The sequence below is a fragment of the Tomitella fengzijianii genome, assembly GCF_007559025.1.
GTDB lineage: Bacteria > Actinomycetota > Actinomycetes > Mycobacteriales > Mycobacteriaceae > Tomitella > Tomitella fengzijianii.
This window is the reverse complement of the sequence record NZ_CP041765.1, coordinates 323,105-335,371: the sequence shown is the minus strand read 5'-3', so window position 1 is coordinate 335,371 and position 12,267 is coordinate 323,105. Positions and strand designations below refer to the sequence as shown.

Genomic DNA, 12,267 nt, shown 5'->3' with positions numbered 1-12,267 from the left:
CTCACGATTCCGCGGAACCGTCCTCCGGGTCCGCTCCGAGCCGCCGCCGCAGCTCGGCGAGCCGCCGGGATTCCTTCCGCTGCCGGGTGCCGTACTGCACGAGGATCGGGAAGAGCTCGCCGGTGGGCGCGGCGGCCGCGGCGTGTGCCACCGCCTCCGCGACCGCGAGGAACGACCGCCGGTACGCCGCGGTGGCGACGTCGATCGCATACCAGCCCAGCGCCACGGGCTCTGCCCCGAGCGTGGTGATGCCCCGCAGCGCGGAATGCACGGTGCGCGGCGCCCGCTCCTCGCCCGCGTCGGCGAGGCGGGCCGCGATGCTGGCGGCGTCGTGCGGACGGCCGGCCCGGGCCTGCTCACACCACGTCGCGTAGATGATCGCGTGGGACGGCCTTTCGAAGTCGTCAGGGAGCACGAGCTCCGCCACCGTGGCGATGCGTTCGACGTCCCGCGCCCACATCGCCGCACACAGGAACATCGCCTCCGCGTCCAGCTCCGGGGCATCAGCAATCATGTCGCCCTTCCTGCGCGGCCCGATGGCGATGACGTCCCCACACGCCCGCAACCCGCGTCGTGGACTCCCCCGTCATTGCCTCCCCCACCGTCGCTTCCCCTTGCCCAGCCCCCGCGCCAATGGGCGACCACGCTGCAACTGCACTGCACGATTACTGCACTAATACTGCACTACAACTGCGCTAATACTGCACTACAACTGGACTACAACTGGACTACAACTGCACTCACCGAACGCGATCGAACAACTGTGCCCACCGTAGATCGCGCCACCGACAGATTCGACGTGGCCGGATTGCGCGCGGTTCCGCGGGACCGGCTCAGACCACGTCGAACCGCAGGCACGCGAACTCGCCGTTGCGGTCCTGCGCGGCCAGCCGCAGCTCCAGGTGCCGCGGCAGCAGCGGTGCGCCCGAGCCGAGGGTCACCGGCGCGATCTGCACATTCACCTCGTCGAGGAGTCCCGCATCCGCGAACTGCCCCGCCAGGTCCCCGCCGCCGACGATCCACACGTCCGCGTCCCCCGCGGCCGTCACCATCTCGGCGTGCACCGCGGCCACATCCCCCTGCACGAAGCGCAGGTCGGCGTCCGGCAGCGAACCGGGCGCGGGCGGTTCCGCGGAACCGTGGGTGAAGATCCAGCACGGCACCGCATAGGGCCACTCGTCCTGCCCCAGCTGGCCGCGGATCCAGTTGAAGCTGGAGGCGCCCATCGCCACCGCGCCGATGCCCGCCATGAACTCACCGTGGTTCATGGGGCCGTCGTCGTCGATGTCCCGGCTGAGCAGCCACGCAAGCGAATGGTCGTCGGTCGCTATGTATCCGTCCAGGCTCGACGCGGTGTAGTACCGAGTGCGGCTCATCGCCCTGACCTCCGATCCCTAACGCGGCGGCGCCCGCGTCCGATTCCATTACTGCACTGTCTACACGCACGACCCGCGAGATACAGGAGTTGGATGATGATCCGCAAACCGGACATGCCGGAGTGGTTGATCGCGCTGCTCGTCGCACTCGGCAGCGTCGTCTACTACTAGAACATCACGCCCGCGAACGGGGCCCTCGCAGTCGCGAACAGCGTGTCGAGCCGGTCGGCCACGCCCGGCGAGAACTCGCGCAGCCGCCCGGCGTCACGCAGCTGATGCCACCGGACGCCGCCCAGATAGGCCGCGCCCAGGTCGGCGACGTCCACCTGCGCATCCGGCGCGGGCGCCGCCACGTCGCCGACGTGCTCGGCCCCGTCCGTGCCGATCCGGTAGCTTCCGGAGTTCGCGGGGAGCAGCCCGTCGTCGACCCGCACCGTCACGGAACCCCCCGGGCCGTACGAGCGGGCCGCCAGCGCGGCCGGGACGTCGACCAGGCGCAGCCACGTCTCGTCCCCTGCACCCGTCACCCGCGCTGCCCGGTGGTCGGTGAGCATCCACGGCAACGGGTCGTCCGCCGGCAGCCACGGGAACCGCACGGTGTGCACCAGGTCCAGGCGCAGGAGGAACGCGACGAGCGCGCGGTGGACCTCCGGGGTTCGGGCGTGCAGATCGGTGACGACGATCGTGCGATCGCGACTGGTGAACCAGGACGCCGTGTCCAGCGGTCGGTAGCAGACGAATCCCTCGTCTCCGCACACCGCCACGTAGCGCGGCGCGGGCTGTGTCCGCGCCCGCCGCGCCCGCCACCAGCATTCGCTGCGGCTGATCGTCCCGGCCCGGCCCGACGGGTACTCGTCGACCATGCGCCGCAGGAGATCCCACGCCCCGTCCGGATCCACCAGGCGCACCGGAAGCGCGCCGGAGACCGCACCGGCACGCAGCTCGGCGTCCCGCAGGTCCAGCGACACCCCGTGGGTGACGCTGGCGATGCCGTAGCCGTAGCGCCCGTAGATCACCGCCTCCGAGGCGCGCAGCGATGCCACGGTTTCGCCGTGGGTGCGGCAGTCCTCCAGTTGGTGTCGCATGAGCGCGGTGAGCACGCCGCGCCGGGTATGGGTGGGCAGCACGCCCACATGGGTCACCGCCGCGTGCGGCACCCGCGCACCGCCCGGGACGGTCAACATGCCCGACGTCGAGTCCGTCGCGCCCACCAGCAGGCCGTCGTCGGCGTAAGCGCCGAACGTGCGGCCCGGTTCGCGTACCGACGCGACGTCCTCGTCCGCGGCGGGCGCCGGCAGCCCCACCATGGAGGTGTGGAAGACCGCGTCCGACTCCGCCAGTTCGCTTGCGGTGGTGAGCGTCCTGATCGTCACGGCGGCCATTCAGTGATCCTCCGGCCCGTCGAAAGCCCTCCGCAGCAGCTCGGTGAGCACCCCGACGGGCTGGGCGCCCGACACCGCGTACTTGCGGTCCGCGATGAAGAACGGCACGCCGGTGATGCCGAAGCGCGCCGCGAGCAGCTCGTCCTCGCGGACCGTGACCGCCGCAGCGGAATCCGGATCGGCGAGCCCGGCCCGCACCTGGCCCGCGTCGAGCCCCTCCGCCTCCGCGATGCGCACCAGAGCGTCGACGTCGTCCACGGCCACGCCGTCGGTGAAATACGCGCGGTAGAGCGCCCGCAGCACGCGCCCGCCCCGTGCGGTGCCGGCCCCGGCCAGGTGCACGAGCCGGTGCGCGTCGAAGGTGTTGGCGGCGATCGTCGCGTCGAAATCCAGGTGCAGGCCGTCCCCCGACGCGACCTGGGAGACCTGGCCGAACATGTGCCGCGCCTGCTCGGTGGTCATGCCCTTGGACTCGACGAGCGCGTCGACCGCGCGCCTCCCCGCCCCCGCCTCGGCGTCGGGGGCCAGCTCGTAGGCCCGCCAGGTGACGCGCACCCGGTCGCGGCGGTCGAACCCGTCGAGCGCGGCCGCCAGCCGGGTGGCGCCGATATAGCACCACGGGCAGGCCACGTCGGACCAGACTTCGAGTTCGACGATGCGGTCGTCGGCGCCGGGGCTCGGATGGTCGGTCTGCGCGGAGGTCACACCGTCACCAACGGCGGGCGGGCACTCCGTGTTCCCCGTCGACGGTCCCGAAACGGTGCGCGGTCATGCTCACCGCCTGTTCCCGCAGGAACGGCAGCATCTCCAAGCGATCCGAACCGGTGACGGGGCGGTGGTGCACCGCGACGGCCGGGTCGCCGCCGAGGGCCCGCGCCAGCGCGTGCGGATCCCCGCCGATGAGCCGGATGCGTTCCGGACGGTCCCGCACCACCGCCTCGAGCCAGTCGGCATCGGTCTCGAAGCGCGCCGACGACACCGTCACCTCGGCACCGGCCCGCTTGGCGACGGCGCGAGCACACGGTCGAGGTCGCGCTCCGCGGCGCCCTCGGCCAGGCGCACGTGCACCGGCGCGGGCAGATAGCGGAGGATGTTGCTCTCGCAGGCCAGCCCGGTGACGTCGCTGCCGTGCTCGTCGCGCACCCACCCGCCGACGTCCTGCCACCGGCCGGTGCCGGGCGCCCCCTCCCACTCGCCCAATGCCGACAGATAGTTCGGCCCGCCGGTCTTGCAGCCCGGCCCCACGGTCGAACTCTTCCACCCGCCGAACGGCTGACGGCGCACGATCGCCCCGGTGATGCCGCGATTGACGTACAGGTTTCCGGCCTCCACCGTGTCCAGCCACCGCGCGATCTCGCCGCGGTCCAGCGAATGCACCCCGGCCGTGAGCCCGTAGTCGACGCCACTCTGGATCCGCACGGCCTCCGCCAGCGTGGGCGCCGTCATCACCGCGAGCACGGGACCGAAGAACTCGACCCTGTGCGCCGCCGACCCGGGCCGCACCCCCTCCTTGATCCCCGGGTTCCACAGCCTGCCGTCCTCGTCGAGCCGGCGGGGAGGCACCAGCCACGTCTCGCCCGCGTCCAGCGTCGTCAGGGCGTCCAGCAGCTTGCCGCCGGCGGGCGCGATCAGGGGCCCCACCTGCGTCCGCGGATCCTCGGGAGGGCCCACCCGCAGCGAGTGGACCGCGTCGACGAGCTGCGCGCGGAATCGGCGCGACCGCGCCGCCGCCCCGACGAGGATCACGATCGACGCCGCCGAACACTTCTGGCCGGCGTGCGAGAATGCCGAGTGGACGACGTCGCGCACCGCCAGATCCATGTCGGCCGACGGCGTGACGACGATGGCGTTCTTGCCGCTCGTCTCCGCCAGCAACGGCAGGTCCGGACGCAGCGATCGCAGCCGCGCCGCGGTCTCGTAGGCGCCGGTGAGGATCACCCGGCGCACGCGCGCGTCCGTCACCAGGGACGGCCCCAGCGTGTCCTCGTCGACGTGCGCCACCCGCAGCGCCTCCCGGGGGATCCCCGCACTCCACAGCGCCTCCGCCAGCACCTCGCCGCAACGGGGTGTCTGCGGGGCCGGCTTGAGGATCGCCGCGGAACCGGCGGCCAGGGCCGCCAGCGCGCCGCCCGCCGGGATCGCGACGGGGAAGTTCCACGGCGGCAGCACGACCGTCAGCGGCACCGGGCGGAACCGTGCCCCCGGTATCGCGTCGAGCTCTTCGCACCGGTCGGCGTAGTAGCGGGCGAAGTCCACCGCCTCGGACACCTCCGGGTCGGCCTCGGCCGGCGTCTTGCCCGCTTCCGACGCCATCACCTCGATCAGCCGGGCACGTGCCGCTTCGAGCGCGTCGGCTGCTCCGCGGAGCAGTGCGGCGCGCTCCGACACCGTCCGCCCGCCCCACGCGCGGCCGGCGTCCTCGGCGGCGGCGAGCAGCGCGTCGAGCTCGGCCGGACCCGTCACGCTGTGCTCGGCCACGCCGCACACCCCGATATCGGACGTCGGTACGCGCGCGAGGATCCCGCGCATCCACCGGCGGTTGACGGCGAGCGCCGGGTCGGTGTCGGGCGTGTTGGCGAACCCGGCCGGCTTTTCCGGCGCGTGCTCCGTCGCGCGGTCCTGGGTGCGCCGGGTTCGCGGCGCGGGGTCGGCGGACGCCGTCAGCGCGGCGAGGAACCTGTCGCGCTCGCGGGCGAACACCGCGTCCTCCGTCAGCCGGCCGACCGCCGGCATGAAGTTGTCGGGGCTCGCGCCCTCCTCCAGCCGGCGCACCAAGTACGAGATCGCCACGTCGAACTCCCCCGGATGCACCACCGGCGTGTACAGCAGCAGCCGGCCGACGTCCCCGCGCACCACCTCCGCCTGGCCGGGGGCCATCCCCAGCAGCATCTCGATGTCCACCGCGGGCCGCACGCCGCGCTCGCCCGCCAGCAGCCAGGCGTGCGCGACGTCGAACAGGTTGTGCCCGGCCACGCCGATGCGCACCGCATCCGTCCGCTCGGGGCGCAGCGCGTCGTCGAGCAGCCGCTTGTAGTGCGCATCGGTCTGCAGCTTGGTCCCCCACGGTGCCTGCGGCCACCCACGCAGCTCGGCCTCGACCTTCTCCATCGGCAGGTTCGCGCCCTTGACCAGGCGCACCTTCACCGGCGCGCCTCCGCCAGACCGCCGCTTCGCGGCCCATGCGTGGATGCGGCGCAAGGCATCCCGCGAATCCGGGAGGTAGGCCTGCAGCGCGATCCCCGCCTCCAGCCCGGAAAGCCGCGGATCGTCGAGGATCCGGGTGAACACCGCGACGGTCAGATCCAGATCGCGGTACTCCTCCATGTCGAGGTTGATGAACTTGCGCGCAGGCGCCCGCGCCGCCTGGAGGAACAGCGGCGTCAGCCGGTCGACGACGGTGGCTACCTCCTCGTCGAACGCCCACGGCGCGTGCGGCGCGACCGCGGAGGACACCTTGACCGAGACGTAGTCCACGTCGTCGCGCGCGAGCAGCCGACCGACCCCCGCCAGCCGCCGGTCCGCCTCGCGCCCGCCCAGCACCTCCTCGCCGAGCAGGTTGAGGTTCAGGTCGAAACCGCCGCGCCGGATCCGCGCGATCTCCGCGCCGAGGCGCCGGTCCGTCGCATCGACGACGAGATGCGCCACCATCGTGCGCAGCACCCGCCGCACCGCCGGAACCACCAGGCGCGGCATCCTCGGCGCGAGCAGTCCACCGACCCTCATCGCGACGCGCAACCGCCCGGGCGGGAACTCGGGAGGCCGGCGCGCGACCCCGGCGAACGCGTGCGCCGCGGTGGCCTCGTCCTCGGGACGGATCACCTCGTCGATGAAGCGGACCGCAAACCGCAGCCCGTCGGGGTCCGCAAGCATTGCGGCGAGACGGGAGGCCGACGGATCCGGGCGGATGTGCGCGGCCTCCTCCGCCCAGCGCCGGGCCAGTCCGATCGTCTCATCCGCGTGCGTCATACGCCGCTCCCTCAGCCGTCACCCCCAGTATGGGCGCGCAGCGGAGCGATGAGCAGGTCAGTCCTCCACGTGCAGGCCCGCCACCATCTCGTCGACCCCGTCGAGCATGTCGACGGCGGCGGCCTCGATGGTCGCGGTGAGCTGGGCCAGGTGCTGCCCGGCCGCACGCTCGGTGAGCAGGTAGACGGTGGTGACGCACACCGTCCGGCCGTCGGCTTCGTACGTCCCGCGGATGAGTGCCCGGGTGCCCGCCTCCACCGGCTCGACGCGCGCGATCGCCTCACGCCACCCCGGCATCCGGCGCGCATCCCCCACTGCGCACTCCATGAATCCGGCGGCGTCCATGGACCCGACCAGCGTGTTGTCGACCAGCACCGCGTTCGGCGACCAGCCGTCGCGGGAGCGGTCGACGGCGGCGAGGACCTGCCTGGCGCCGGGAAGGACGTCATGGCCCAGCACGGTCCAGCCCTCGGGTGCCGGCACCGCGGCCGCGGGGAGGGCGGCATCGGCGGGACGGAACCCGATGCCCGCGCCCTCGAGGTACTGCTGAATCGTCGGCGTTCCGATATCGCTCATGCCGACCATTGTCCATGTTCCGGTCGACGGCGCGCGTGCCACATGGTGGGAGGAATCGTTCCGCGACGACGAGCATCGATATACCGTTTAGGCATATTGACTGTGGCGTACGTCTCGATTGCGAGGAATCATCATGACCGGACCGGCAGCTTCCAGTCCCCATGCCGCCGCGGGCGAGGACACCGACGTGGACGTCGTGGTCGTCGGCGCCGGAGTAGCGGGCATGTACGCGGTCCACCGCCTGCGCGGCGACGGCCTCACCGTGCAGGCCTTCGAGGCCGGGTCCGACGTGGGCGGCACCTGGCACCACAACCGCTACCCCGGTGCGCGCTGCGACGTCGAGAGCGTCGACTACTCCTACTCGTTCTCCGACGCACTGCAGCAGGAGTGGGACTGGTCCGAGCGCTACGCCACCCAACCGGAGATCCTGCGCTACCTGCACCACGTGGCCGACCGCTTCGACCTGCGGCGCAACATCGTGTTCAACACCCGCGTCACCGCGGCGCACTACGACGAAACCGACAACACGTGGACGGTCACCACAGACACGGGCACGTCCCTCACCTGCCGGTTCTGCGTCTTCGCCAGCGGCTCGCTGTCCGCGGTCAACTATCCGGACATCCCCGGGCGCGAGGGCTTCGCAGGCACCGTCCTGCACACCGCCGCCTGGCCGCACGGGGGCGCCGACCTCGCCGACAAGCGCGTCGGCGTCATCGGCACCGGCTCGTCGGGCATCCAGCTGGTCCCCGAGGTGGCGCGCGAGGCCGCGCACCTGACCGTCTTCCAGCGCACGCCCAACTACTCGATCCCCGCCGCCAACAGGCCCACCGGCGACGGCGAACGCCGCGAGCAGAAGGCCGGTTACGCGGAGCGCCGCCGCAAATCGCGGCTCAGCGGCGGCGGCTCGCCGTTCGTCCCGCACGCGAAGAACACCCTGGAGGTCGACGACGCCGAGCGGGAACGGGTCTACGAGCACTACTGGGACCTCGGCGGCGTGCTGTTCTCCAAGGCGTTCCCCGACCAGATGCGCAACGAGGACGCCAACGCCCTGGCCCGCGACTTCGCCGAACGCAAGATCCGCGACGTCATCGACGACCAGTCCGTGGCCGACGACCTGGTCCCCACCGACCATCCGATCGGCACCAAGCGGATCGTCACCGACTCCGGCTACTTCCAGTCCTACAACCGCGACAACGTCGAGCTGGTGAACCTGCGCCGCACGCCGATCGAGCGGGTCACCCCGACCGGCATCGGCACGGCGGACGGCAACGGCGGCACCGACTTCCACGACCTGGACGTGCTCATCTTCGCCACCGGCTTCGATGCCGTCACCGGCGCCATGGACCGCATCGACATCCGCGGCCGCGGCGACCGGACCATCCACGACGCGTGGGCCGACGGAGTGCGGAGCTACCTGGGGCTGCAGGTGGCGGGATTCCCGAACCTGTTCACCGTCAACGGGCCCGGCAGCCCCGGAGTGCTCGCCAACATGGTGCTCACCTCCGAGGACCACGTCGACTGGATAGCCGGCACCATCGGGCACCTGCGCAGCCGGCGCCTGGACTCGATCGAACCGGACGCCGCGGCCGAGCAGGCGTGGATGCAGCGGTGCGGACAGCTGGCGGAGCAGACGCTGTTCCCCCGCGCGGACTCCTGGTACATGGGCGCCAACATCCCCGGGAAGCCCCGGGTGTTCATGCTCTACAGCGCCGGGTTCGGCAAGTACCGCGAGGAGCTGGCGGAGATCACCGATGCGGGCTACAAGGGATTCGAGATCAAGTGAGCCGGCCGCCCGCCCGGTAGCGGTTTCACGGATTCCATTTCCGGCCGCAGAGACGGTGTTAGCGTGAGGAACCTGCCAAATCGCTTGCATTCAAGGTGGTCCGGAATGATCGTTCTGCGCAACGCTCGCCTCATCGACGGCAACGGCGGCGAGCCGGTTCCCGATGCCACGGTGCAGATCGCCGACGGCAAGATCGCCTACGCGGGACCGGCTTCCGGCGCGCCGAAGGTGGACGACGCACAGGACGCCGTCGCCGTGGACCTGCAAGGCGACACCGTCTGCCCCGGTTTCTTCGACGTCCACGTGCACTTGTCGCTGCCCGGCACCAAGGGATCGCCGATCATGGCGGCCATGGTGCCGCCGTCATACCGCTACTTCCAGCTCATCGACCGACTCAAGGCCACGCTGGAGGCCGGCGTCACCACCGTGCGCGACCTTATGGGCGTGGACGTCGGCGTGCGGGATGCCGTGGCGCACGGGCTGGTCGAGGGGCCGCGCCTGCTGGTGGCGGACCGGATGCTCAGTCAGACCGGCGGGCACGCCGATTTCCACGCCCCGTCCGGAGTCGACGGCACCGGGATCATCGGCGGCAGCCTCGTCGACACCCCCGACGAGGCGCGCGTGCGGGCGCGCGAGCTGCTGCGCGAAGGCGTCGACGTCATCAAGGTCGCCTCCAGCGGCGGAGTCAGCTCGCCGAGCGACGACCCGGACTGGCTGGGCGCCCGCGAGGAGCTGGTCTCCGCGCTGGTCGAGGAGGCCGCGAACTACGGCGGCCGCCCGGTGGCCGCGCACGCGATCGGGCTGGCGGGCATCACCGCGGCGGTGAAGGCGGGCGTGCGCAGCATCGAGCACGGTTACGCGCTGACGGACGAGCTGCGCAAGGAGATGGTGGAGCGCGGCCAGTTCCTGGTACCGACGCTGTTGGAGACCCTCCACCCGGACACCGCCACACCGCAGGCCGTCGCCAAGAGCACGAAGTGGCACGAGATCGCGCAGGCGTCGATCCGCGCGTCGGTCGAGGCCGGCATCAAGATCGCCGTCGGCACCGACGCGGGCCTGGTGCCGGACCACGGCACCAACCTGCAGGAGATCGGGCTGCTGGTGAAGCACGGCGGGATGACCCCGATGCAGGCGATCGTCGCCGGCACGCGCACGTCGGCCGAACTCTGCGGCGTCGACGACACCCTCGGCACCCTCGAGGCCGGCAAGACCGCCGACGTCGTCGTGGTGAAGGGCGACCCGAGCATCGACGCGAATCTTGTCGGCGACAACGAGAACATCCTGCTGGTGCTCAAGGAAGGCAAGGCCAAGAGCAACCGCGGCGGATTCGCGCTCTGATATCACTCCCGCAGATCCATTTCTCCCGTCGAACGGGAAGAAATGCTGCCCGGTCACCTGGCGATGGAATATGTTCCAGTGACGTCAATCACACGCGATCAGGGGATTCTTCATGCGCAAATCCATTTCATTCGCACTCACTGGCGCCGCCGCCGTCGCTGCGGCCTGCACGCTCGCCGCGCCGGCGGCCGCCGCGCCGCACGGCTCATCAGGCTCACTCGGTTCGATCGCGGATATCCCGGGCTTCGGCAGTCTCGCGCCGGGCGGGAGCGGCGAAAAGTCGATCACGTTCGTCCGCCACGGCGAGTCCTACGGCAACGTCTCCGGCTACCTCCACACCGACGCGCCCGGCCCCTACCTGACGGACAAGGGCGTGGAGCAGGCGCAGGCCGCGGCGCAGAAGCTGGCGGCGGAGGGGTACGACTGCGTGTTCTCGTCCAACCTGGCGCGGACTCAGCAGACCGCCGAACCGACCGCCGAGCTGCTCGACCTGCCAGTGCGAGTGCTGCCGGGGCTGCGCGAGATCGAGGGCGGCGCGTACGAGTCGATGGCGATGGAGGATCCCGAAAACCACTATGTCGACGTGCTCATGGCGTGGATCATGGCCGGCGACCTGGACGCGGCCGTCCCGGGTGGCGAGAGCGGCCACGAGTTCATGGACCGGACCGGCGCCGCGGTCCAGACCATCTACGACTCGGGCTGCGAGAAGTCCGTGGCCTTCGCGCACGGCGGCATGATCATGGCGTGGGCCGCGAACGGGACGGACAACTTCGACCGGAACATGGTGATCGAACACCCGCTGGACAACACCGACGAGGTGCGCGTCACGGGCTCCCCCGGCGATTGGTCCATCACCGAGTGGAACGGCGTGCCGGCGGCGGCCGCCCCGGTCGCCGGGTAGTGCGGCGTCGCCCGCCCCGGCCTGCTCCTATGCGCTCAGGCGCGCGTGGGCCGGGGTGACCACGCCTTCGAGCGTGCGCGAGATCGTCCCCGCCGCGACCCGCAGCGGCGAGACGACCCGCGGGTCCAGACGGGCATGACGGTTGGGCGCGCACAGCGAGATCGCGGCCGTGGCCTCGCCGATCCGTCCGATCGGTGCGGCCACGCAGGTGTGGCCGTGCGGGGCCGACGACGCCACGCGGGCCACCCCTTCCTGCACGATCCGGGCGTCGGCGGCGGGATCCATGCGCGGGTCGCCGCGCCCGGCCAGCAGTACCGCGCCCAGGGCCGTGCCGACGGCCGGACGACGCCCGCCCACCTGCGTCGGCACCGCCTGCACCAGCCTGCCGCCGATCTTGTCCAGATAGAGGATGTCGTCGCCGCCCGACCCTTCCAGCATCCCCAGGTGCACGACGAGCCGCGTCGCCGCGTGCAGCTCGTACATCACTGGCAGCGCGGCGGCGTGCAGCGCATCCTGGTTGACGGCGAGCGCGCCGAGCTCCAGGAGGCGGAACCCCAGGCGGTAGCGACGGCCCGAGCGGTGCATCCACCGCATGCGCACCAGCTGCTCGAGCATGCGGTGCACCGACGACCTCGGCAGCTCCGTGCGGCGCACGACGTCGGCCAGGGTGAGGCCGGACGCCGCCTCGCCGTCCTCGAACGCGTCGAGGACCACCGACACGCGTTCGAGGAGCGCGGTGGGTGTGTCGCCGCGTTGCGCCCCGTCGCCCGGCCGGACGGTGTTCGGACGGTCCTTCAATGCCACATTCGTCGTGAGGTCTGTCATCGCATCTCCCGAGTCTCGACGGCGGCTCGCTGCCCCCGGCATCTGCGAGCGGTATTCCTGATCGGTATATGCCTAACAGTAATATAAATGTCGGCGGTTGTGTAGTGCACCTCACACCGC

At 71.6% G+C, this 12,267-nt stretch carries 11 protein-coding genes; 3 read left to right on the top strand and 8 right to left on the bottom strand.

Annotated features, from left to right (window positions below; genetic code table 11):
• Position 1 precedes the first annotated feature (1 nt).
• The 7 genes from FO059_RS01590 to FO059_RS01565 form a co-directional block, all read right to left on the bottom strand.
• A complete protein-coding gene (locus tag FO059_RS01590) occupies positions 2-514 on the bottom strand; it encodes a DnaB-like helicase N-terminal domain-containing protein (protein ID WP_143905791.1) in 513 nt (170 codons plus the stop codon).
• A 319-nt stretch (positions 515-833) separates the two neighbouring features.
• Entirely contained in the window at positions 834-1,376 is a 543-nt protein-coding gene (locus FO059_RS01585; protein ID WP_143905789.1) for a dihydrofolate reductase family protein, read from the bottom strand.
• 167 nt (positions 1,377-1,543) lie between these two features.
• The gene (locus tag FO059_RS01580) at positions 1,544-2,758 is read right to left on the bottom strand and encodes a GNAT family N-acetyltransferase (RefSeq protein WP_143905787.1); all 1,215 of its coding nucleotides are present in this window, start codon (positions 2,756-2,758) and stop codon (positions 1,544-1,546) included.
• Positions 2,759-3,463, bottom strand: coding sequence for a DsbA family oxidoreductase (locus tag FO059_RS01575; protein WP_233266844.1), 705 nt, complete (start codon positions 3,461-3,463; stop codon positions 2,759-2,761). It lies immediately after the preceding gene.
• A 4-nt stretch (positions 3,464-3,467) separates the two neighbouring features.
• Positions 3,468-3,743: a hypothetical protein gene (locus FO059_RS18595; protein WP_235671106.1), complete on the bottom strand. Its 276-nt coding sequence runs from the start codon at positions 3,741-3,743 to the stop codon at positions 3,468-3,470.
• Complete coding sequence (locus FO059_RS01570) at positions 3,740-6,724, bottom strand: proline dehydrogenase family protein (RefSeq protein ID WP_235671105.1); 2,985 nt, start codon at positions 6,722-6,724, stop codon at positions 3,740-3,742. Before FO059_RS01570 ends, FO059_RS18595 begins: the two co-directional genes overlap by 4 nt.
• A gap of 57 nt (positions 6,725-6,781) precedes the next feature.
• Positions 6,782-7,300 carry an LpqN/LpqT family lipoprotein gene (locus FO059_RS01565; protein ID WP_158726585.1) on the bottom strand — a complete coding sequence of 173 codons (519 nt, stop codon included), beginning with the start codon at positions 7,298-7,300 and terminating at the stop codon, positions 6,782-6,784.
• A 133-nt stretch (positions 7,301-7,433) separates the two neighbouring features.
• On the opposite strand from FO059_RS01565, the gene FO059_RS01560 reads away from it, so the two are divergent.
• The 3 genes from FO059_RS01560 to FO059_RS01550 all read left to right on the top strand — a co-directional run bounded on the left by FO059_RS01560 (position 7,434) and on the right by FO059_RS01550 (position 11,322).
• Entirely contained in the window at positions 7,434-9,083 is a 1,650-nt protein-coding gene (locus FO059_RS01560) for a flavin-containing monooxygenase (protein ID WP_143905783.1), read from the top strand.
• A 105-nt stretch (positions 9,084-9,188) separates the two neighbouring features.
• The gene (locus tag FO059_RS01555) at positions 9,189-10,421 is read left to right on the top strand and encodes a metal-dependent hydrolase family protein (protein ID WP_143905781.1); all 1,233 of its coding nucleotides are present in this window, start codon (positions 9,189-9,191) and stop codon (positions 10,419-10,421) included.
• 112 nt (positions 10,422-10,533) lie between these two features.
• The gene (locus FO059_RS01550) at positions 10,534-11,322 is read left to right on the top strand and encodes a histidine phosphatase family protein (RefSeq protein ID WP_143905779.1); all 789 of its coding nucleotides are present in this window, start codon (positions 10,534-10,536) and stop codon (positions 11,320-11,322) included.
• Between the two features lie 27 nt (positions 11,323-11,349).
• Here FO059_RS01550 and FO059_RS01545 read toward each other — a convergent pair whose 3' ends face one another.
• Positions 11,350-12,147: an IclR family transcriptional regulator gene (locus FO059_RS01545; protein WP_158726587.1), complete on the bottom strand. Its 798-nt coding sequence runs from the start codon at positions 12,145-12,147 to the stop codon at positions 11,350-11,352.
• Positions 12,148-12,267 lie beyond the last annotated feature (120 nt).

Coding starts and splice junctions, on each gene's coding strand:
- FO059_RS01590 (WP_143905791.1), bottom strand. CDS start 514: ATGATTGCTGATGCCCCGGAGCTGGACGCGGAGGCGATGTTCCTGTGT.
- FO059_RS01585 (WP_143905789.1), bottom strand. CDS start 1,376: ATGAGCCGCACTCGGTACTACACCGCGTCGAGCCTGGACGGATACATA.
- FO059_RS01580 (WP_143905787.1), bottom strand. CDS start 2,758: ATGGCCGCCGTGACGATCAGGACGCTCACCACCGCAAGCGAACTGGCG.
- FO059_RS01570 (WP_235671105.1), bottom strand. CDS start 6,724: ATGACGCACGCGGATGAGACGATCGGACTGGCCCGGCGCTGGGCGGAG.
- FO059_RS01565 (WP_158726585.1), bottom strand. CDS start 7,300: ATGAGCGATATCGGAACGCCGACGATTCAGCAGTACCTCGAGGGCGCG.
- FO059_RS01560 (WP_143905783.1), top strand. CDS start 7,434: ATGACCGGACCGGCAGCTTCCAGTCCCCATGCCGCCGCGGGCGAGGAC.
- FO059_RS01555 (WP_143905781.1), top strand. CDS start 9,189: ATGATCGTTCTGCGCAACGCTCGCCTCATCGACGGCAACGGCGGCGAG.
- FO059_RS01550 (WP_143905779.1), top strand. CDS start 10,534: ATGCGCAAATCCATTTCATTCGCACTCACTGGCGCCGCCGCCGTCGCT.
- FO059_RS01545 (WP_158726587.1), bottom strand. CDS start 12,147: ATGACAGACCTCACGACGAATGTGGCATTGAAGGACCGTCCGAACACC.